Origin of the sequence: Aromatoleum sp., from assembly GCF_035254505.1 — a bacterium.
Classification (GTDB): domain Bacteria; phylum Pseudomonadota; class Gammaproteobacteria; order Burkholderiales; family Rhodocyclaceae; genus Aromatoleum.
Map to the genome: position 1 here is coordinate 121,136 of NZ_DATFAO010000044.1, position 19,862 is coordinate 140,997.

At 67.3% G+C, this 19,862-nt stretch carries 18 protein-coding genes; 11 read left to right on the forward strand and 7 right to left on the reverse strand.

Annotation, left to right across the window (positions count from 1 at the left end; all coding sequences use genetic code 11):
* Positions 1-20: 20 nt before the first annotated feature.
* From VJ673_RS07475 to VJ673_RS07490, 4 genes are all read left to right on the forward strand, one after another.
* Positions 21-1,079 carry an extracellular catalytic domain type 2 short-chain-length polyhydroxyalkanoate depolymerase gene (locus VJ673_RS07475; RefSeq protein ID WP_324125434.1) on the forward strand — a complete coding sequence of 353 codons (1,059 nt, stop codon included), beginning with the start codon at positions 21-23 and terminating at the stop codon, positions 1,077-1,079.
* Positions 1,080-1,084: 5 nt separating this feature from the next.
* Entirely contained in the window at positions 1,085-2,161 is a 1,077-nt protein-coding gene (locus VJ673_RS07480; RefSeq protein ID WP_324125435.1) for a DnaJ C-terminal domain-containing protein, read from the forward strand.
* A 66-nt stretch (positions 2,162-2,227) separates the two neighbouring features.
* Entirely contained in the window at positions 2,228-2,887 is a 660-nt protein-coding gene (locus tag VJ673_RS07485; RefSeq protein WP_324125436.1) for a DsbA family oxidoreductase, read from the forward strand.
* A gap of 22 nt (positions 2,888-2,909) precedes the next feature.
* The gene (locus VJ673_RS07490) at positions 2,910-5,390 is read left to right on the forward strand and encodes a putative bifunctional diguanylate cyclase/phosphodiesterase (protein ID WP_324125437.1); all 2,481 of its coding nucleotides are present in this window, start codon (positions 2,910-2,912) and stop codon (positions 5,388-5,390) included.
* A 2-nt stretch (positions 5,391-5,392) separates the two neighbouring features.
* Here the strand turns inward: VJ673_RS07490 and ppk2 are convergent, their stop codons facing one another.
* Together ppk2 and VJ673_RS07500 are read right to left on the reverse strand one after the other, a co-directional pair.
* Positions 5,393-6,589 carry a polyphosphate kinase 2 gene (ppk2, locus tag VJ673_RS07495; protein WP_324125438.1) on the reverse strand — a complete coding sequence of 399 codons (1,197 nt, stop codon included), beginning with the start codon at positions 6,587-6,589 and terminating at the stop codon, positions 5,393-5,395.
* A gap of 56 nt (positions 6,590-6,645) precedes the next feature.
* A complete protein-coding gene (locus VJ673_RS07500; RefSeq protein WP_324125439.1) occupies positions 6,646-7,161 on the reverse strand; it encodes a c(7)-type cytochrome triheme domain-containing protein in 516 nt (171 codons plus the stop codon).
* 356 nt (positions 7,162-7,517) lie between these two features.
* Between VJ673_RS07500 and VJ673_RS07505 the strand changes: the two genes are divergently transcribed.
* Positions 7,518-8,012 carry a CreA family protein gene (locus tag VJ673_RS07505; RefSeq protein ID WP_324125440.1) on the forward strand — a complete coding sequence of 165 codons (495 nt, stop codon included), beginning with the start codon at positions 7,518-7,520 and terminating at the stop codon, positions 8,010-8,012.
* 89 nt (positions 8,013-8,101) lie between these two features.
* Here VJ673_RS07505 and VJ673_RS07510 read toward each other — a convergent pair whose 3' ends face one another.
* A complete protein-coding gene (locus tag VJ673_RS07510) occupies positions 8,102-8,830 on the reverse strand; it encodes a hypothetical protein (RefSeq protein WP_324125441.1) in 729 nt (242 codons plus the stop codon).
* Between the two features lie 337 nt (positions 8,831-9,167).
* Here VJ673_RS07510 and VJ673_RS07515 point away from each other — a divergent pair, with 337 nt between their 5' ends.
* From VJ673_RS07515 to VJ673_RS07525, 3 genes are read left to right on the forward strand one after another with little or no spacing between them, the layout of a single operon-like run.
* Positions 9,168-9,716 carry a TlpA family protein disulfide reductase gene (locus VJ673_RS07515; RefSeq protein ID WP_324125442.1) on the forward strand — a complete coding sequence of 183 codons (549 nt, stop codon included), beginning with the start codon at positions 9,168-9,170 and terminating at the stop codon, positions 9,714-9,716.
* 25 nt (positions 9,717-9,741) lie between these two features.
* Positions 9,742-10,857: a transglutaminase-like domain-containing protein gene (locus VJ673_RS07520; RefSeq protein ID WP_324125443.1), complete on the forward strand. Its 1,116-nt coding sequence runs from the start codon at positions 9,742-9,744 to the stop codon at positions 10,855-10,857.
* A gap of 56 nt (positions 10,858-10,913) precedes the next feature.
* Positions 10,914-11,792 carry an alpha/beta fold hydrolase gene (locus tag VJ673_RS07525; protein ID WP_324125444.1) on the forward strand — a complete coding sequence of 293 codons (879 nt, stop codon included), beginning with the start codon at positions 10,914-10,916 and terminating at the stop codon, positions 11,790-11,792.
* Between the two features lie 27 nt (positions 11,793-11,819).
* On the opposite strand, the gene VJ673_RS07530 is transcribed toward VJ673_RS07525, so the two are convergent.
* The 3 genes from VJ673_RS07530 to VJ673_RS07540 form a co-directional block, all read right to left on the reverse strand.
* Positions 11,820-13,700, reverse strand: coding sequence for an MFS transporter (locus tag VJ673_RS07530; RefSeq protein WP_324125445.1), 1,881 nt, complete (start codon positions 13,698-13,700; stop codon positions 11,820-11,822).
* Between the two features lie 61 nt (positions 13,701-13,761).
* A complete protein-coding gene (gene aas, locus VJ673_RS07535; protein ID WP_324125446.1) occupies positions 13,762-15,903 on the reverse strand; it encodes a bifunctional acyl-ACP--phospholipid O-acyltransferase/long-chain-fatty-acid--ACP ligase in 2,142 nt (713 codons plus the stop codon).
* Between the two features lie 35 nt (positions 15,904-15,938).
* Complete coding sequence (locus tag VJ673_RS07540) at positions 15,939-16,721, reverse strand: helix-turn-helix domain-containing protein (protein ID WP_324125447.1); 783 nt, start codon at positions 16,719-16,721, stop codon at positions 15,939-15,941.
* Positions 16,722-16,905: 184 nt separating this feature from the next.
* Here VJ673_RS07540 and VJ673_RS07545 point away from each other — a divergent pair, with 184 nt between their 5' ends.
* The 3 genes from VJ673_RS07545 to VJ673_RS07555 all read left to right on the forward strand — a co-directional run bounded on the left by VJ673_RS07545 (position 16,906) and on the right by VJ673_RS07555 (position 18,763).
* Positions 16,906-17,346, forward strand: a complete 441-nt coding sequence (locus tag VJ673_RS07545; RefSeq protein ID WP_324125448.1) for a YiaA/YiaB family inner membrane protein — start codon at positions 16,906-16,908, stop codon at positions 17,344-17,346.
* 161 nt (positions 17,347-17,507) lie between these two features.
* Complete coding sequence (locus VJ673_RS07550; protein ID WP_324125449.1) at positions 17,508-17,945, forward strand: hypothetical protein; 438 nt, start codon at positions 17,508-17,510, stop codon at positions 17,943-17,945.
* Positions 17,942-18,763, forward strand: a complete 822-nt coding sequence (locus VJ673_RS07555) for a DUF2145 domain-containing protein (protein WP_324125450.1) — start codon at positions 17,942-17,944, stop codon at positions 18,761-18,763. Before VJ673_RS07550 ends, VJ673_RS07555 begins: the two co-directional genes overlap by 4 nt.
* A 27-nt stretch (positions 18,764-18,790) precedes the next feature.
* On the opposite strand, the gene VJ673_RS07560 is transcribed toward VJ673_RS07555, so the two are convergent.
* Complete coding sequence (locus tag VJ673_RS07560; protein WP_324125451.1) at positions 18,791-19,783, reverse strand: PAS domain-containing protein; 993 nt, start codon at positions 19,781-19,783, stop codon at positions 18,791-18,793.
* Between the last annotated feature and the right edge of the window lie 79 nt (positions 19,784-19,862).

Here is a 19,862-nt window from a genome sequence, read left to right on the forward strand (position 1 = left end):
CCCCTACAATAGCGCCCAATATGTCCATTCGATCCTTCAGCGCCCTCCTGGTGGCGAGCCTCGCCTTTTCCGCAAGTGCCGCGGAGGCGCCCCTGCCCGCGCTCGGCGCGCAGCTCACCGGACTCACGGTCTCGGGCATCTCGTCGGGCGGCTACATGGCGGTGCAGTTCGAAGTCGCCTACTCCAGTCTCGTGACCGGCGCCGGCGTGCTGGCCGGAGGGCCTTACGAATGCGCCGAAGGCAGCCTGTGGCGCGCCTTGCGCAACTGCAGCGCACCCGGCGCCGGCAGCGCGGCCCCCGATGCCGCGCAGACCCTGTCCCACGTCGAATGGCAAGCCCAGGCCGGGCGCATCGATCCGCCCGCCGGGCTGCGCGACGACCGCGTGTGGGTGCTCGGCGGCACCGAGGACCACACCGTCGAACATCCCGTCGTCGATGCGCTGCTTGCCTTCTATCGCCAGCAGTTGCCGGAATCCGCGATCCGCTCGGTGACGCTACCGCAGGCGGGACACGCGATGATCTCGATCGCGGACCCCAAGCCCAACGCCTGCTCGACCTCGGAGCCGCCGTACATCAACCGCTGCGGCGACTTCGATGCCGCCGGCCAGCTCCTCGCCCACCTGATCGGCCCGCTCGCGCCGCGCAGCAGCACCTTGCACGGTGAAGTCATCGTCTTCGACCAGCGCCCCTACACCGGCGCCCCGCCCTTCGAACTCAGTCTCGCCGATCGCGGCTACGCCTATATCCCCGCCCAGTGCCATGCCGGCGGCTGCAAGGTGCACGTCGCCTTCCATGGCTGCCGGCAATCGGAGTCTCAGGTCGGCATGCGCTTCGTCAAGGGCGCCGGCTACAACGAATGGGCCGACGCCAACCGCTTGATCGTGCTCTACCCGCAGACAACCCCGCGCAGCGGCTGGGCCTGGGGGTCGTGGCGCTGGGTGTACAACCCGAAAGGGTGCTGGGATTGGTGGGGCTACACGGACGACGCGTACGCGACGCGCGATGGCGGTCAGATCCGAGCCGTGCGCGCGATGCTCGACCGGCTCGCCCAGCCGCCCGCCGCGACGCCGGTTCGATGATCGCGATGGATCCCCACGCTCTCCTGGGCCTGCAGGCCGGCGCAACCGCGCACGAGATCAAGAAGGCCTTCCGTCGCCTCGCGATGCGCTGGCACCCCGACCGCAATCCGGACCCCCACGCGGTCGAGCACTTCAAACAATTGCGCGCGGCCTATGAAACGCTGATCGACGCCGTCCTGCACCCGCTGCAGGATGAGGCCCCGACCGCAGCGGAGACGCCCTCGGAGACTGCCGAGGGAGCCAATGACGCCCGGACCGACGAGAGCGATGGGAGCGACGAGCGCACAGATGTCCCCACGGGAGCCGACCGGTACGAAGACCTGGAGCTCAGCTTCGAGGACGCCTGTTGCGGTGGCACCGTCGAGGTCACGGTCGAGGACGTGGAGACCTGCGAGGCCTGCGAAGGAAGCGGCCGCGAGACGCTGCGCCACACGCGCCTGTGCACGCACTGCCACGGTTCAGGCCGGCTGCGCGGCAAGCGCGGGCTCACGCCCTGCACGCACTGCAGCGGACGCGGCTACGTGACGACGCAAGCCTGCGGCGCCTGCGGCGGAAGCGGGCAGCGCCACCCCGCACGCCGGCTCGCCGTCCGGATCCCCGCGGGCGCGCTCGACGGCGACGAGATTCGCATTGCCCGCGCCGGCCATCCGCCGCCTGACGACGAGCCGAACGGCATCCCCGGCGACCTCGTCGTGCATGTCCACCTGGCAGAGCACGCCCTTTACCGGCTCGAGGGGCGCAACCTGCGGATGACGAGACCAGTCAGCGCGCTGCGCCTGCTGATCGGCGGCGAAATCGCCGTCCCGCTGCCCGGGGGCGAGCGTCAGGTCACGCTGCAGCCGGGCACGGCCGAAGCCCGCACCTTGCGCATCGCGGGCGCCGGATTTCCTGGACGCATGGGACGGCCCGACGGCGACCTTTTCATCGAGTTCGTTCCGGTCATGCCGCGCGACATCGACGACGAACTGCGCCCGCTGCTAGAGCAACTTGATACACTTCTCGTGCGCGGCCATTCCCGTTATCTGCCCGATGTGGCAGTGTGGGAAGACCGCTGGCTCGGCACTCCCCCGCCCGAAGCCTGACATTTCCCCAGCCGGACAGGACGGCACCCGTCGTGCCTGCCGCCCTGCCGTGACACACGCACAACAATGATTCTAAACATCGACCTGGTTTCCGATTTCGTCTGCCCTTGGTGCTTGCTCGGCAAGGCACGGCTCGCCCGTGCCATCGAACAGGTGCGCGCGACCCATCCCGAACTCGAGCTGACCATCAACTGGCTGCCCTACTTCCTGAATCCGGACCTGCCGGCTGCCGGTGCAGCATTCCGGCCGTGGCTCGATGCCAAGTTCGGCAGTGTCGGTGCCGTCGACGAGATGCACGCGCGTTTGAGCGAAGCCGGTGCGGCCGAAGGCGTGAACTTCGACTTCGAGCGCATCGCGCGGCTGCCGAATACGCTCAATGCCCACCGCCTGACCTATCGGGCACAGTCGCAAGGCCAGACGCAGGTCCACGTAAACCAGCTCGCGCAAGCGCTGTTCGCGGCCCACTTCCAGGAAGGACGCGACATTGGCGACATCGCAACGCTGGCCGACATTGCCGTCGACTGCGGAGAGGACCGAACCGAGATCGAGAGTTACCTCGCGGGCAACGAGGATGCCGCCACCGTCAGGCGCCTCGCAGCCGGCATGCGCAAGCAGGGAATCGAGGGCGTGCCTTTCTTCATCATGAACCGTTGCATCGGCGTGTCCGGTGCGCAACAACCGGCGGCGCTCGGCGCCGCGATCCTGCAGTCGCTGCGTCCCCACTGAACTCGGTCGGCGAACGCATCGCATGAAGCTCCGCACGCAAATTCTCTCGGGCTACGCGCTGCTCGCGTTGTTGGTGAGCGTCGTCAGCATCGCAGGCTATGTGGGGCTGAAAGCGGTTTCCGGTCGCTTCAACGTCGCGATCAACGAGGCGCAGCCCGTCCTGACCGCGCTGCATGACATTCGTCTGCAGGCGACGCACCTTGCCTTTACGCTGGCCGCCCGTACCGCCGACTCGCAGGAAAACACGCAGCCCGGACACGAGGCGAACGAAGAGAAGATCGCGCAGGACAGTGCTGCGCACGCTGAGGTGCCGGACGATCTCGATACCGCCAAGGGGGTGCGTAGCCGCCTGACCGCGGCGGTCTCCGCGTATCACAGTCTCGTCGAACACTATTTTCCCGACGAACTGCCGAAGGCCGATGAGATCGCCCGCCGGACCGAACACTTCCTTGCTGCGAACGACGCGCTCGACGTACGCGGTCAGCGCGACGCTTTCGAAGCGGGCATCGCGCGCGTCGCGGCATCGCTGGACGCGCTCCGAGACGTCGTGGACGAGGCTGCCGAGGAAGAGGAAGGCGAGTTCGCGGCGCAGCGGGACAGCATCGACACCGACCTCAGGCGTCATCTGTTGGCGATTCTCGGCACCTGCGTGCTGTCGCTGATCGCCGCGATCGCGGGGGGCGCGGTACTGGCGACGCACATCTCGCGGCCCATCCATGCGTTGCAGGAGGCGGCCGACCAGTTGGGCCGCGGTCACCTCGACACCCACGTCGACGTCACGACGGACAACGAACTCGGCACCCTGCAGTGCCGCTTCAACGCGATGGCCGAGGATCTCGCCCATTCCCTCGTCTCGCGCGACTATGTCGAAGCGATCATCGAATCGATGGCCGAAGGCGTGGTCGTGGTCGACGCGGAAGGGCGGATCGAGCGTAGCAACTCCGCAATGAAACGGCTCTACGACGAAGCCGCGCAGGGTCCGATGCTCGGCCGCCCGCTGCACGAAGTCTTCGTCGTCGATGACCAGGAAGAGCTCGGCAGCGACCCGGCGAGCCACCGCGGCTTCGAATGCCGGCTGCGCGGGGCGCAGGAACCGCCCACCATCGTGTCGGTTTCCGTCTCGCCGATCGCGCTCGGGACCGACAGCCGGGGGCGCGTGCTGGTCGTGCAGGACATCACCGAGCGCAAGCGCAACGAAGAACGCCTGAGCTATCTCGCGAGCTACGACGTGCTCACTGGCCTGCCGAACCGGCGCATGTTCCTCGATCACCTGCGCACGACGCTCGCCCGCTTGCCGTGGAACGGCCAGCACGTGGGCATCATGTTCTGCGACCTGGACCGCTTCAAGTTCGTCAACGATTCGCTCGGCCACAGCGTCGGCGACCTGCTGCTGCAACGCATCACCGAGCGCATCCGCGAGGTGCTGCGCCCGGGCGACGTCGTCGGACGTTGGGCCGGCGACGAATTCGTCGTGATGCTCGACGAGATCGCGCAGCCCGGCGACATCGACGGGGTCGCGGAAAAGCTCGTCGAACGGCTGCGCCAGCCGGTGCAGATCGGCCCGCACGAACTGCACGTCACGGTCTCGGTCGGTACCGCCTGTGCTCCGACCGACAGCCTCGACGCCGAAGAGCTCGTCAAGAGCGCCGACCTCGCGATGTACACGGCCAAGGCGGCCGGCAAGAACAACTTCATCCATTACGCGCCCGAGATGCGCACGCGCACCGAAATGCGCCTGATGCTGGAGCATGCGCTGCGCAGCGCACTCGACGCGGACGACCAGCTGCAGGCGTATTACCAGGCGCAGCAGACCTTCGACGGCACGGTGATCGGTTTCGAAGCCCTCGTGCGCTGGCAGCACCCGCAGATGGGCCTGATTTCGCCCGCGCAGTTCCTGCCGGCGGCCGAGGAAGCCGGCCTGATGGCCGCGCTCGACGAAAGCGTATTGCGCATGGCGTGTAAGGAGTTGCACGGCTGGCACGAGGCCGGCTGGCGGGACCTGCGCGTCGCGGTCAACCTCTCGAACCAGTCCTTCCGGCGCAGCGATCTCGTCGAGGTCGTCGCACGCACCATCGATGCGGCGGGCGTTCCGCGCAGCGCGGTGGAGCTCGAACTCACCGAAGACATCGTGATGGAGAACGTCGGCTCGGCGGTCGAGACGATGGAGCGGCTGTGTGCGCTCGGGGTGCATCTGTCGATCGACGACTTCGGCACCGGCTATTCGTCGCTCGGCCAGCTCAAGCGCTGTCCGATCCGGCTGCTGAAGATCGACCGCTCCTTCGTAATGGACGTGACGCACGACGAAAGCGACCGCGCGATCACCAACGCGATCATCGCGCTCGCCCACAAGCTGGGCATCAAGGTGCTCGCCGAAGGGGTCGAGACGCAGGAGCAGCTCGATGTGCTGCGCGTGTGGGGATGCGACGCGATGCAGGGCTACCTGCTGAGCAAGCCTCTGCCGGCCGAGGCCGCGCGCGCGTGGCTCGCGGCGCGGCAGGCCTGAGCTTACAGGATCGGCGAGCCTTCCTTCTCGCCGCGCTCATAGACGACGTTGGCGCGGCCGACCAGCAGCGGGTCGAGCGCCCGCGCGCGGTCGATGTCCTTGTTCGTATAGGGCAGCTTGTGCAGGATGTAGCGCATCGCGTTGAGGCGCGCGCGCTTCTTGCAGTCGGACTTCACGACCGTCCATGGCGCATCGGCGGTGTCGGTGTAGAAGAACATCGCCTCCTTGGCCTTCGTGTAGTCGTCCCATTTGTCGAGGGACGCGAGGTCGATCGGCGACAGCTTCCACTGCTTGAGCGGATGCTTCTCGCGCTCCTTGAAGCGGCGGCGCTGCTCTTCGCGGCTCACCGAGAACCAGAACTTGATGAGATGAATGCCGCTGCGCACGAGGTTACGCTCGAATTCGGGCACTTGGCGCATGAACTCGGCGTACTCGTCGGGCGAGCAGAAACCCATCACGCGCTCGACACCGGCACGGTTGTACCAGGAGCGGTCGAACATCACGATCTCGCCGCGCGTCGGCAGATGCTGGATGTAGCGCTGGAAGTACCACTGCCCGCGCTCGACGTCCGACGGCTTTTCCAGCGCGACGACGCGCGCACCGCGGGGATTCAGGTGCTCCATGAAGCGCTTGATGGTGCCGCCCTTGCCCGCCGCGTCGCGCCCCTCGAAGAGGACCACGACGCGCTGGCCGGTCTCCTTGACCCAGGCCTGCAGCTTCAGCAACTCGACCTGCAGCTGATACTTCTGCTTCTCGTAGTTCTTGCGCAGCATCAGGTTGCGGTAGGGATAACCGCCCAGACGCCAGCCGTCGGCGAGTTCGTCGTCGGGCGCGACCGGCAGGCGATCGGCCACCCGCTCGCCCTGCTGCAGCGCCTTCCGCAGCACGGCGGCGTCATCGGGCGACGCGCCGGCGAGGATCGATTCGAGCGTGCGCGCGACGGTTCCGATGTCGCCCGCCGCTGCAGCGTCCTTCATGATATCGGCGACGGCCATCGCTTGGGCGGTCTGCGCCGCATCGACGGCCTTGCCCACTTCGAATCCTTCAATCGCCTGCTCAGTGAGCTGGGGCGCGACGTCGCCCTGCGCGACCTTGCGGGCCTGCCCGTTCGCAGCCCTGGGCTTGCGCGCGCGGGGTGTGGCAGCATCCGCGGCCGACGCTATGGTTTCTGGACTGGAATCGTTGCGTTCGGTCGTCATTGGTCTCCTCCTCGCGAGCGACGCTATTGTTGTCTTGCTGGGCGAACCGGTCCGGATCAGTGAACCTGACTCGCCGGATGCACCGGCAGGACGGGCGGCGGCAGCGCCGGCGTGCCGTCCGGGTTCACGCTGTGGCAGCGGTAGCAGTTGCGATGCGTGATGAAAGCGACCCGATCATGGCACTTCCCGCAGAATTTGCCGCGAAAAATGTCCTCCATCTTGATCTGCGTGCTACCCGCCTTCGGCTCGAACGGATCCGGGTGACAGTTCGTGCAATCGAGCCATTCGGTGTGCGCCTTGTGCGGAAAGCGCACGTTGGGCATCTGCTTGGTGTTGCGCAGGATGATGTCGAGGTCGAGCGGCGGTTCGCGGTCTTTGCCGTCGAGCCGCTGGCGCGGCTTGATCAGGCCCTGGCGCAGCGCAGTCATCCAGTCGATCTTGCCGTCGCGGTCGCGCGGCAGTCCGTCGAGTGCTTCGCCCGCGCGCTGCAGGCGATCGAAGGCCGGACTGGTCGGGTCGTAGAACTCGTCGCTGGGGTTGTTGCGCTCGACGACGCGAGGGGGGGGATTCACGCGCACGGGCTCCGGCGCCGGCGCATCCGCGGGAATCTCCACGGCTTTCAGCGCCGCTTGGCTATCGGCGGCGGGCAAGCAGACGGCCGCCACGAGGGATGCCACAAAAAGCGGAAGCAACAGCGGTCTTGCGATCATCGATATACGCGTCGGAACGGACTGGAGGAACTGGAGCGGGAACGGAGATAGCGAGAGAGCAATGGCCATGCCCGAATCCGGGGAATTCTGCCCCGTTCGAGGCGACAAGGCCATAGAAAAACGTCGAAAAACATCAATTCCGTCCGCGCCGGGATCCCACTGTCACGGCGGTCTATACTGGGCGACTGAACATTTGCCCACGCCAAAGGGAGCCTGCGATGAATTCCGCCCGTCTGCCACGTCTTGCCGCTGCCTGTGCCGTGGGAGCGTGCTGCCTTGCCGCGGGCGTGGCGCTCGCCGAGCCGGTGGGTGAAGTATCGACGGTATGGAAGCTGATCGGTCCCAATCACAAGGTGGTCGTCGAGGCCTACGACGATCCGCGCGTCGATGGGATCAGCTGCTACGTGTCGCGCGCCAAGACCGGCGGCATCAAGGGCGCGGTGGGCATTGCGGAAGACCTCGCCGAGGCCTCGATCGCCTGTCGCCAGGTCGGGCCGATCCATGTGCGCGAAGCGCTGCCGCAGCAGGAGGAGGTCTTCTCGGAACGGCTGTCGGTGCTCTTCAAGCGGCTGCAGGTCGTGCGCATGGTCGACGCGAAGCGCAATGTGCTGGTGTATCTGACCTACTCGGACAAGCTGATCGAAGGTAGCCCGAAGAACAGCGTCACCGCCGTCGCGGTGGATCGCGGAACACCGATTCCCCTGCGCCGTTGACGTAAAAAGGGCCGCGATCGCTCGCGGCCCTTCCGCTGAACGGACGGCGCGGACCCCGCCGCGCTGTCCGTTGTCGCTTACTTGCCGACTTACTTGCCCACCTTCACCGCGCTGGCGAAGATGATCTGGTCGAACTTGCGGTTCAGCGAGGAGCTGGTGAAGTTGGTCATCACCATGCCGTCGCTCCAGCTCACGGTGTCGCCCACCTTGGCGTCGGTGATCGGCGCAGCCACCCAGACGGTCCCACCGTCCTTGGCGACTTCCAGGTAGGTGTAGCCGCCGCCGGTCGTGACGCTCTTCACCTGGCCGGAGCTGACGTTTTGCGCGGCCGCCGGGGCGGGTTCGCCACCGGCTTGCGGCATCGGGGGATGCGCGCCCATGCCCGCACCGCCCATCGCCTGGCCGCCCATCGGGGAGCCGTGCGGCGCGACACCGGTCGGGGTGGCGCCGGCCGGGCCCCAGGCGTTCACGAACAGGATGCGATCGAAGGTGCGGTTGAGCGACTTCGATGCGAAGTTGGTCATCGTGGCGGAATCGCCCCACTGGACCACGTCGCCCACCTTGACGTCGATCTGGCCGCCGGCGATCCACACCTTGTCGCCACCGGTCGTTTCCACTTCGGCATAGGTGTAGCCGCCGCCCTGCAACAGTTGCAGGACCTTGCCGGAATTCGGCGTGGCAGCGGACACGGCAGCCGGACCCGCTGCGGCGGGCGCCGCGGCCTGGGGTGCAGCAGCGGGCGCAGCGGCCTCTTCTTTCTTGGAACAGGCGGACAGGCCGACCGATGCGGCCACAGCGACCAACAACCAACGATTCACAGGAATTCTCCGCAAAAAGGGTGGGCCGAATGGCCCCAACCGAAGCCGTGAACTTTATCACAGGCCAAAACATTCCAACCGCGTATCGCGCGCGGCGCTGACGCAGGTCAACCCGGCAGCAGGCAGGGGAATTACCCGAATCGCGCACACGGTGGTGCTGGAGCAAGCCACAAGCTGCGATAATGTGTGTTGCGAAAATTTACGCCGATCTGTGCATCGGCATTTCGCAACGCGGTCTGCGTACCGCACAGGCAATCGAGCGGGGCCGCGAGGCTCCTCATTAAACTCCGGCGGCTTCCGCACCGGGGTGGCTGAAACCGAATCGGGAGATGTATTCATGTCCGACATGCGTCGCGCCATGCGAAGGCGCGTGCTTGCCTCCCTTGGAGGCCTGGCTGCGGCCACGCTCGCGCCGCCGGCCGTCTGCGCCACCGCCCGCCCCGGTAGTCCCGACGATCCCTTTGAAGCGATCGATCTGGCGACACCTCCGCCCCCCGCGCTGCGGCGTGCCCTCGACCCGCTGCGTGGCCGCGCGGTGCTGGTGAACTTCTGGGCGACCTGGTGCGAGCCCTGCCGCACCGAAATGCCGGCGCTCGTCAGCCTCGACGAGGCGGAGCCGGAAATCGCGCTCATCACCGTGGCGGTCGCCGACCGCATGGACGAGGTACGCCGCTTCTTCGCCGATCACCTCGTCGACCCGGTCGTCGTCGCCGACCCCGAACAGGTGATCTCCCGCGCCTGGAACGTCAGCTACCTGCCGACGACGCTGCTGCTCGACGCTGCGCACCAGCCGCGGCTGCGTGTGCGCGGCGAGATCGACTGGCACACCGACGCCGTACGCGCCCGCATCCGCGCCTTCACCGGCAAATCGCCGACTCACGCCTGACCCGCTTCTTTCCGGAACATCGAACATGAATCGCAGAAACTTCCTCAAGACCTCCACCCTTGCCGCCAGCCTTGCCTTGCCTGCCTGGGCCCGTGCGGCGGCTCCGCAGTCGTCGCTGCCCGAATTCGCGCCGACGGCGGCAAACGGCTGGCGCAGCTTCGAGCTGACGAGCCGCATCGAGGCCCCCGTCTCCGACGCGCCGACCCAGGTGTGGGTGCCGCTGCCGAGCGTCAACGAGGCGGACTGGAGCCGTGTCGTCGGCAACAGCTGGCAGGGCAACGCAAAGCAGGTCGAAATCGTCACCGATCCGAAGTACGGCGCCTCGATGCTGCACGCGCAGTGGGCAGCGGGCACCGAGGCGCCGGTGATCGAGGTGCTCAGCCGTGTCGTGACGCGCGACCGGGGCCTGGACCTCGCGAACCCGGGCCGCGCTCCGGTGCTGTCGACCGCCGACCGCGCACTGTACACGCACGCGACGAAGCTGCTGCCGACCGACGGCATCGTGCTCGACACAGCCCTCAAGATCACCCGAGGCGCAACGACCGATGTCGAGAAGGCGCGCGCCATCTACGACTGGATCGTCGACAACACCTTCCGCAACCCGAAGACGCGCGGCTGCGGGCTCGGCGACATCCGCACGATGCTCGAGACGGGCGACCTGTCGGGCAAGTGCGCCGATCTCAACGCGCTGTACGTCGGCCTCGCCCGTTCGCTCGGAATTCCCGCGCGTGACGTGTACGGCATTCGCGTGGCCGATTCGCGCTACGGCTACAAGAGCCTGGGCAAGAGCGGCGACGTGTCGAAGGCGCAGCACTGCCGTGCCGAAGTCTGGCTGTCGCAGCACGGCTGGGTGCCGATCGATCCGGCCGACGTGCGCAAGGTGGCGCTCGAAGAGCCGCCCGGCCAGCTGCCGATGTTCGACCCGAAGGTCGCAAACGCACGCAAGACGCTATTCGGCGCGTGGGAGATGAACTGGCTGGCCTACAACTTCGGCCATGACCTCGTACTGCCGGGCAGCGAAGGGCCGGAAGCGCCCTATCTGATGTACCCGCAAGGCGAGAACGACGAAGGGCGCTTCGACAGCCTCGACCCGGCGAGCTTCCGCTACACGCTGACCTCGAAGGAAACGACCACTTCGTAAACCTGCTGTGGGCGATTTGCCCCGAAGCGCGGCGCGCGGTTGCTATGATTCGGCTCATGAAACCGAATCTACCCTCGCGCTGCGAGCAGCTCCCGATCCGCGGGCTGCGCTACAACGTCCGCCACTGGGGCGCGCCCGACGCGCCGGTGGTGTTCTTCCTGCACGGCTGGATGGATGCCTCGGCGACCTTCCAGTTCGTCGTCGATGCGCTTGCGCAGGACTGGCACGTTATCGCACCGGACTGGCGCGGCTACGGCGACAGCGAATGGCTGGGGCGCGCGTACTGGTTTCCGGACTATTACGGCGATCTCGACGCGCTGCTCGCGCACTATTCGCCCGACCGGCCGGCGCGCATCGTCGGCCACAGTATGGGGGCCGCGATCTCGTCGATCTACGCCGGCGCGCGTCCCGAGCGCGTTTCGCAGCTCGTGATGATGGACTTCCTCGGCCTGACGACCACCCAGCCGGACGAAGCGCCCAGTCACATCACGCACTGGCTCGAAGAATTGCGCAGCGAGCAACCCGTACGCGCCTATCCCGATCACGACGCCTTCGCGCGCCGCCTCGGGCAGGTCAATCCCCGTCTCACCGAGGCGCGCGCCGCCTTCCTCGCCCGCAACGTTTCGCGGCAGCTGCCCGAGGGCAAGGTGTCGATGGCTGCCGATCCGTGGCACAGGGTCGCGTCACCTGTCCGCTACCAGTCCGAGGACGCGATGGCGTGCTGGCGCGCGATCCAGGCACCGGTGCTGATGATGCTCGCCGACCAGGGCTACGTCGTGAACCGCTTCAAGGACCAGCCCGACGAGATCGAGCGCCGGCTCGCGTGCTTCGCGACGATAGAGCGCGCGACGATCATGGACGCCGGCCACAACGTGCAGCACGACCAACCTGAACAGGTCGCCGCGGCGATCGAAGCCTTCCTGCGGCGCGACTGAGGCCGCGCCGCCCTCAACCCATCTCTCTCAGCGCATCTCCCCGCGCAGGCCGGCGACGGCCGCCTGCAGGCTTTCCGGCGTCGCGACGTCCGGCGCGACCGGCGCGCCGCCGACGAGCTCGACGCGACTGAAGAGGCCGCGGCGCAGCGGCCGGCTCATCGCCGGGCCGTCCTTGCGGCTGAAGCTGCTGCCCCAGAGCCCGCGCAACGCGACCGGCACGACGGGCACAGGCGTGCGTTCGACAATGCGTCGGATGCCGGGGCGGAAGGGCTGGATCTCGCCGTCGGCAGTGATCTTGCCTTCGGGGAAGAGGCCGACCAGCTCGCCGGCTTCGAGCGCGCGGGCGACTTCTTCAAAGGCGCGCTCCATCATCGCCGGGTCTTCCTTCGCGGACGCGATCGGGATCGCGCGCCCGGCGCGGAACACGAAGGACAGCAGCGGCCAGCGGAAGACCTGATGGTCCATCACGAAACGGATCGGCCGGCGCGACGCGGCGGTGATGATCAGCGCGTCAACGAAGCTCACGTGGTTGGCGACGATCAGGGCGGGGCCTTCCTCGGGCACGTGCTCGATGCCTTCGACGCGCAGGCGGTACACGGTGTGCACCAGCATCCACACGATGAAGCGCAGCAGGAATTCCGGCACCAGCGTGTAGATGTAGAGTGCGACGGCGGCGTTGAGCACCGCGGTGATCAGGATCAGCTGCGGAATCGTCACGCCGGCCGCGAGCAGTCCCGCGCCAAGGCCGGCCGCGACGACCATGAAGAGTGCGTTGATGATGTTGTTGCCGGCGATGATGCGCGAGCGGTGCGCCGGGTTCGAGCGCGATTGGACGAGCGCGTAGAGCGGGACGATGAAGAATCCGCCAAAGACCCCGATCATCACGAGATCGAAGAGCGCGCGCCAGGTTGCGGGAGTCGCCAGCACCGCGGCGAGCAGCAGCGGGTCACCGACGTGCGCGGCCGCGGGGCTCGCGAGCCACAGGTCGAACGCGAAGAGCGACAGGCCGATCGAGCCGAAGGGCACGAGCCCGATCTCGACGTTCTTGCCCGAGAGTTTTTCGCACAAGAGCGAACCGACACCGATGCCGACCGAGAACAGCGCGAGCAGCATCGTCACCGAATGCTCGTCGCCGCCCAGCACGTCTTTCGCGTAGCCGGGGAACTGCGACAGGAAGAGCGCGCCGTAGAACCAGAACCACGAGATGCCAAGGATGGACAGGAAGACCGTCCGGTTGCCGCGCGTAAAACCGATGTTGCGCCAGGTCTCGGTGAGCGGGTTCCAGTTGATCTTCAGGCCGGGATCGGCCGCCGGCGCTGGCGGGATCTGACGGCTCGTGACGTAGCCGAGCACTGCGACCGCGATCACCGCGGCCGACAGCCAGACGCTGCCGCCGGGCAGTGCGATCGTTACGCCGCCGGTGATCGTTCCGATCAGGATCGCGATGAAGGTGCCGGCCTCGACCAGCGCGTTGCCGCCGACGAGCTCTTCCTCGCGCAGATACACGGGCAACACCGCGTACTTCACGGGCCCGAAAATCGTCGAATGCACGCCCATCAGGAAGAGCGCACTGAACAGCAGCGCCAGCGAGTCGAGCGCGAAGGCGACCGCGGCGAGCACCATGATGCCGATCTCGAAGAGCTTCACGAATCGGATCAGGCGCGTCTTCTCGAACTTGTCGGCCAGCTGCCCGGAGGTGGCCGAGAACAGGAAGAAAGGCAGGATGAAGACGCCCGCGGCGAGGTTCACGAGCACCCCCGGCGCGAGCGTCGTGTAACGCGCGGCCTGGAAGGTGATCAGCACGACGAGCGCGTTCTTGTACAGGTTGTCGTTGAAGGCGCCGAAGAACTGGGTCAGGAAGAAGGGCAGGAAGCGCCGCTCGCCCATCAGCTTGAATTGGGAGCTCATGTCGGGGTCCGGTCGGAAATTGGTCGGGAGTGTAGTGCGGACAAGGCCGATGTGGAGCGGATCACGCCGCCTCCGCCCATTGCTTGAGCGTCACGTAGTCGATCTTGCCGGTGCCGAGGAGCGGCAACGCCTCGACCGGCACGATCTTGCGGGGCACCGCGAGCTCGGGCACGCCCATTTCGCGCGCCGAGGCGAGCAAGCGCTCGCGGGATAGCGCCCGGTCGCTCGTGAAGAGCACCAAGGCCTCGCCCTTCGCGGGGTCGGCCTGGGTCGACACCGCATGCTGTGCAGCTGGAACGCTTGCCGCGGCGAGCTTCTCGACCGCCTCCAGGCTCACCATCTCGCCCGCGATCTTCGCGAAGCGTTTGACACGCCCGACGATGCGCACGAAGCCGTCCTCGTCGACCGTGACGACGTCACCCGTCTCGTACCAGCCCTCGCCGGCGTCGGACGACGGCGGTTGCAGCACGCCCGGGCGGTCGACCTTGAGGTAGCCGCTCATCAGGTTCGGCCCGGACACGTGCAGCATGCCGCCCTCATGGATGCCTGGCACCGCGACGAGACGCGCCTGCAGGCCGGGCAGGAACTGGCCGACGGTGCCGCTGCGGTAGGCCATCCGGGTATTGACCGCCATCACCGGCGCGGTCTCGGTCGCGCCATAGCCTTCGAAGATGCGGATGCCGAAGCGCTCGAACCACAGCTGGCGCACCGGCTCGGCGAGCTTTTCGGCGCCGGCGATGACGTAGCGCAGACGGTAGAAGTCGTAGGGATTGGCGAAGCGCGCGTAGTTCGCGAGGAAGGTGCCGGTGCCGAGCAGCACGCTGCAGCCGCGGTCGTAGGCGAGTTCGGGGATCACGCGGTAGTGCAGCGGGCTCGGATAGAGGAATACGTTGGCGCCGGAGAGCACCGGCAGCAGCCCGCCGGCGGTCAGGCCGAAGGAGTGGAAGAGCGGCAGCGCGTTGAGGATCTTGTCGTCGACGGAGAAATCGACGACCGCGCGGATCTGCGCGATGTTGGCGAGGAGCGCCCGGTGCGACAGCACGACGCCCTTCGGCTTGCCTTCGGAGCCGGAGGTGAAGAGCACGACCGCCGTGTCTTCGGGTGAGCCGATCGAGGTCGCGGCGCGCGGGAAGCGGATCGCCCACAGCATCAGCCACAGCTTGTCGGCGAGGCCCATCTTTTCGCGCAAGTCTTCGAGATAGACGAAGCGCACATCGGTGAGCGCCGTGAGCTTGTCGCCGAGCTTCGCCTGTTCGACGAAGGCGCGCGACGTGAGGATCGTGCGGATCTGCGCCGCGGTGCACGCGGCCTGCATGCCATCGGGGCCCGCCGTGTAGTTCAGCATCGCGGGGATGCGGCGGAAGGCGGTGAGACCGAAGACCAAGCTGAGCGTCGGCGCGAGGTTCGGCAGCAGGATGCCGACGTGCTCGTTCGGTGCTGACTCCTTCGCGACGAGGCGGCCGAGCGCGAGCGCCATCTTGATCAGGTCGCCGTAGGAATACTCCTCCTGCTTCAGGTCCTCGACGAGACGGCGCGAGCGGCCGTGGATCGACGCGGCGTCGAGCAGGGCCTCGAACAGGGTCTGCTGCGGGCGGCTCGCGAAGATCATCTCCTGCATGACGCGGCGCATGGCCTCGCCCGCGCGGCGGCGACGTTCCCGCGCAGTCGGCGCGAAGGGCATGTCGATGCGCGTGACCGGGTGGATCGTCAACGACAACTGAGGGAAGAGCCGGCGCGGGAAGCGCCCGCCCATGCGCGAAAAATAGGTGCGTGCCGCGCCGTCGATCTTCACCGGCAGGATGGTCGCACCGGTGCGTGCGGCCACAAACGCCGGGCCGTCGTAGGTCTTCATCAGGCTGCCGGTCGTCGTGATGCGCCCCTCGGGGAAGATCACCACCGGACGGCCGGATTCAAGCAGGCGCACGACCTTCTTCATCGCCATCGGGCTCGTCGGATCGACCGCCAGGTAATCGACGAGCGACAGCAGCAGCCGGAACCAGGGGTTCTTCGCGACGCCGGTATGCACGACGAAGACCGGGTCGAGCGGCAGGAAGAGGCCCAGCAGCAGGCCGTCGAGGAAGGATTCGTGGTTCGCGATCACCAGCAGGCGGCCCGTTTCGGCGGGGGCATTACCTAGGATGCGGACGCGAAACAGCACGCGGGCGAGGCCTCGGAGCAGGATCTTGAGGAGCGGTCGGAGCATGGTCGGTCTCGTCGTTCGAAGGTCAGGAGTTGAAATCAGCGCGCAGGGGCATTCGGTGAGGACGCTTCAGGCCAGGACACATCCGGGCGCTTGAGGTCGCGGAAAGCCGCCATCAGCCACGAGCGCATGCCGATCACCAGCGTGTAGGGGCGGCGGTCGGTCGGTGCGAGTTTCTGATCGGCGATGTGCTGCTGCGCGAAATCCTGGCCGACGCGGGCGAGCCGTTCGCGGAAGGAATGCGCGAGCCCGCGGCCGATCTGGCCGTGCACCACCATCAGCATCTCGGATTCGCCGTCGAAGCCGCCGGCGAAGTAGTCGTCGATGACGTCGTTGCGAAAGTACTGCATGACCGGCCCGTGCGGACGCCAGCGAAAACCCTTCGCGACCTTCAGGTGGTAGCGGTTGCCGAGGCGTAGGTCGATCACGCCGAGGCGATCGAGGCGGGTCAGGTGCTTGACGACCTCGGCCTCGCCCATCTGGTAGGTCGCGACGATCTGCTCGGCCGTCCAGTGGCTCAGGCAGCAGATCGCGACGAGCAGCAGCTTGCGGTCGCCGACGACGGCCTTTTCCTGCGCGAGCGAGAGTTCGGCAAGCAGCGGCTCCTTCTCCGCGACGCTGCGCGCGAGGTCGGCGAAGTCGAGGTTCAGCGCGCGGCACACCGCGTCGATGCGCGACAGCGGCATGTCGCCGCTCGCCGAGAACATCCGCTTGACGCTCGATTCGGCCATGCCAAGGCGCTCCGCGAGCGCGGAGTAGGTCAGGCCGGCGGCTTTCAGCTCGGTTTTCAGCGCGGTGACGAGGTCGGCAGTGGTGCTCATGAGAGGTTTCCGTTCCGAATTGGCGCCAAGACTATCGGGAAGGCGTGCCCGGCGCGAGCCGTATGTCATTAAGTATCGTATTTCGATACTCGAAGCACAACCCATTCGAACTGCGCATGAAGGATTTGTACCTAGCATCGGATGCGCGAATGATCGGCTCACCTTCATCGCACAGGAGCCGCTCATGCAATCCCCCGTTCGCCGCGACACCCGAGCCTGGCGCATCCAGGTCTGGATCTCCTTCGGGCTCGCCGGCCTGCTGTGCGCAAGCGGCCTCGTGGCCCTGCCCGGGGCCGATCTCGACCGCGCCTTCATGGTGATGGGCTACGCCTTCTGCCTTACCAGCGCCTTCGCGCTCGCGAAATTCGTCCGCGATACCGAGGCCCGCACGGACGACTCGCCGCTCTGGCGCCTCGTCGTATGGGGCGGCTTCCTGCTGGCGATGGGCCTCACCGGCTGGGGCCTGTGGCGCATGGAGATCAACCCGACCTGGAAGGCCTACCTCGGCGTGAGCTGGCTGTACCTGATCTCGAGCGCCTTCACGCTCGCGAAGACGCTGCGCGACGCGTGGGAGTCCGACCGCGCCGAGCGCGAATGCGCTGCCCTCGATCCGGCCGCGGAATAGCACACCGGCTCAACCGCCACCCCGATCCCCTTCGTCCCGCGCTCGTCGAAGGCCCGCCATCGTCCCGGGCAAACCCGGGACGTATGGATGCCGCTCCCCGGATCGATCGCCGGGACACACCATCCACCCCCGCCGAATGCGGATCTTCACTGGAGTCCCACATGAATGCCATCCCCCGCCGCACTGCGCTCGCCCTGCTATGCGCCGCCCCCCTCGCTTTCGCCGCACGGGCCGCCCGCGCTCATGCCGGCCCCTCGGAGGCGAGCGCTGCCTCCGCCTTGTCGCTTGCGCTGCCGCTCGCTTCGATCGCCGCCGCGCCGGTGATGATCCTCTCGGCCGGCGCGGTGCTCACGGTCACCGCAATCGACGTCTCAGCACATGGCACCGTCTGGATCCTCGAACGCGCCTCCGACGGCGCCCGCGCGAGCGTCGAGCTCAGCGCGGCAGGCATCGAAGCCTCGGCCGTCGCGATCGGCACCGTCATCACCGTCACGGCGCTATCGGCAGGCTGGATCCTGTCGGCGGCCGGCGCGGCGCTGTGCTTCATCCCGAATGCGATCGGGCAGGCCCTGCTCTATGGCGAGAGGATCACGCCATGAACGCGCTCACCGTTGTCCGCCGGCTGCGCGCCGCGGCCCTCGTTGCCGTCGTGGTCTTCGTCGCCGCGCCGCCTCTCGCCTTTGCCGGCCGCCCCTGCAGCGAACGCACGCTGACGACGCAGGAGCTCACGCGCAGCCTCGAACTTGCCGCCCACACGCTGACCGCGCTCGAACGCAGCGGGGCGCAGGCCGCCGTCATCGCCCGCGCAGGACAGAACCTCACCGAATGGGGATTGCGGTTTTCCCACATCGGCATCGCCTACTACGACCGCGACGCACTGGAAGGCCGCGGCGCCTGGCGCGTCGTGCACAAGCTCAACCACTGCGGCAGCGACCGCGCGAGCCTCTTCCGCAACGGACTCGGCGACTTCTTCGGCGAAGACCTGTACGACTACGAGGCCGCGATCGTCACCTTCGCCCCGGCTCCCGGCGCCGTGCTGGCGACGCGCCTGAAGGACAACTTCACCGTCGCCCGCATGCACGAGGTGCGCTACAACATGCTCGCCTACCCCTGGGCGACGCGCTACCAGCAGAGCAACCAGTGGGCGATCGAGACGCTCGCCTTCGTGCTCGAACCGGGCGCGACCGACCGCAGCCGCGCGCAGGCCTGGCTGCGGCTGCGCGGCTACCAGCCGACGACGCTGCACATCGACGCGCTGCGACGGCTCGGCGCACGCGTCGGCTCCGCCAACATCGCCTTCGACGACCACCCGCCCGCGCGCCGCTTTACCGATCGCATCGACACCGTGACTGCCGACTCGGTGCTGGACTGGCTGATGACGAGCGGCCTTGGGCGCGAGCGCCTGATCGTGCGCTGAGACAAGGACGGCACGCCGACCCGTGGATCAGCGCGCCACCCGCACGAACATGTCCTCGAACTCCGCCGCGGGCACCGGATGGCAGAACATGAAGCCCTGCCCGACCTTGAAGCGGTCGAGATCGATGAAGAAGAGCCCGATCCGCTTATGGCTACGACCCGCCTTCTGCACCACCCAGTCCAGCCGGTCGCGGAACAGGCGGCGATTGGGCAGACCGCTCAGCGCGTCGAAGTTCGCATGCCGCCAGGTCTGCTCGTCCGCGCGCTTCTTCAAGGTGATGTCCGACACCACGCCGGTGAGCCGCATCGGTGCTCCCTCGCGGTCCCGCGCCACGACGACGCCGCGCGATAGCAGCCATTTCCACACCCCGTTGCGGGCGCTCATGCGGAATTCGACTTCCAGCGAAGACGTCTCCCCGTCGCGACAACCGTTCATGGCCACAATCACATTGGCCAGATCGGCGGGGTGAATGCGGTCGAGCCAGCCCGCAAGATGCTTCAGGCCCTCCAGCTCCTCGTCGCCGAGGATTTCGTTGATGCGCGGACTCACGACCACGCCGTCGGTTCGCACGTCCCAAATGAAAAGGCCGGTCACCTTTCCCGAGCGGCCGTGCAGCGGGGCATAACGAAAACAGCTGCCGGCGACTTCGCCTTCGTCTTCGCAATCGTCATCGTCATCCGAGGCCCTGCCCTGCAGCGCCTCGCCCTGAAAGGCGCGATCCTCCCGCAAGGGCCGCTCGATGCGCGGTCCCATTTCCGGCCACCTGTCCGCCCAAGCCTCGTGCGCGGGGATGCCGAGTGCAGCCGGATGCTCGCTGCCGAGGAGGTCGCGGAAGCGATCATTGTAGAACTGGAGGAGATCGGGGCCCCACCAGACGAGCGCCGGCGTCGGCGAATCGAGGCAGATCTCCAGCGCCGTATTCAAACCCTGCGGCCAGCGCCGCATCGGCCCCAGCCCGGACCCGCTCCAATCATGGTTTTCAATGCAGGCGCCCATTTCGCCCGGATGTCGCGAAAACATGATTTACCCATCCACGGAAGTTGCCTGGCCCGATGGGCCTGCGGCGGCCGGGCGGCGGCAAAGCATCGCTTCAGCGGAT

Excerpts from the sequence above, each read along its gene's own strand:
- VJ673_RS07475 (WP_324125434.1), top strand. The coding sequence starts at position 21 with ATGTCCATTCGATCCTTCAGCGCCCTCCTGGTGGCGAGCCTCGCCTTT.
- VJ673_RS07480 (WP_324125435.1), top strand. The coding sequence starts at position 1,085 with ATGGATCCCCACGCTCTCCTGGGCCTGCAGGCCGGCGCAACCGCGCAC.
- VJ673_RS07485 (WP_324125436.1), top strand. The coding sequence starts at position 2,228 with ATGATTCTAAACATCGACCTGGTTTCCGATTTCGTCTGCCCTTGGTGC.
- VJ673_RS07490 (WP_324125437.1), top strand. The coding sequence starts at position 2,910 with ATGAAGCTCCGCACGCAAATTCTCTCGGGCTACGCGCTGCTCGCGTTG.
- ppk2 (WP_324125438.1), bottom strand. The coding sequence starts at position 6,589 with ATGACGACCGAACGCAACGATTCCAGTCCAGAAACCATAGCGTCGGCC.
- VJ673_RS07505 (WP_324125440.1), top strand. The coding sequence starts at position 7,518 with ATGAATTCCGCCCGTCTGCCACGTCTTGCCGCTGCCTGTGCCGTGGGA.
- VJ673_RS07515 (WP_324125442.1), top strand. The coding sequence starts at position 9,168 with ATGTCCGACATGCGTCGCGCCATGCGAAGGCGCGTGCTTGCCTCCCTT.
- VJ673_RS07520 (WP_324125443.1), top strand. The coding sequence starts at position 9,742 with ATGAATCGCAGAAACTTCCTCAAGACCTCCACCCTTGCCGCCAGCCTT.
- VJ673_RS07525 (WP_324125444.1), top strand. The coding sequence starts at position 10,914 with ATGAAACCGAATCTACCCTCGCGCTGCGAGCAGCTCCCGATCCGCGGG.
- VJ673_RS07530 (WP_324125445.1), bottom strand. The coding sequence starts at position 13,700 with ATGAGCTCCCAATTCAAGCTGATGGGCGAGCGGCGCTTCCTGCCCTTC.
- aas (WP_324125446.1), bottom strand. The coding sequence starts at position 15,903 with ATGCTCCGACCGCTCCTCAAGATCCTGCTCCGAGGCCTCGCCCGCGTG.
- VJ673_RS07540 (WP_324125447.1), bottom strand. The coding sequence starts at position 16,721 with ATGAGCACCACTGCCGACCTCGTCACCGCGCTGAAAACCGAGCTGAAA.
- VJ673_RS07545 (WP_324125448.1), top strand. The coding sequence starts at position 16,906 with ATGCAATCCCCCGTTCGCCGCGACACCCGAGCCTGGCGCATCCAGGTC.
- VJ673_RS07550 (WP_324125449.1), top strand. The coding sequence starts at position 17,508 with ATGAATGCCATCCCCCGCCGCACTGCGCTCGCCCTGCTATGCGCCGCC.
- VJ673_RS07555 (WP_324125450.1), top strand. The coding sequence starts at position 17,942 with ATGAACGCGCTCACCGTTGTCCGCCGGCTGCGCGCCGCGGCCCTCGTT.
- VJ673_RS07560 (WP_324125451.1), bottom strand. The coding sequence starts at position 19,783 with ATGTTTTCGCGACATCCGGGCGAAATGGGCGCCTGCATTGAAAACCAT.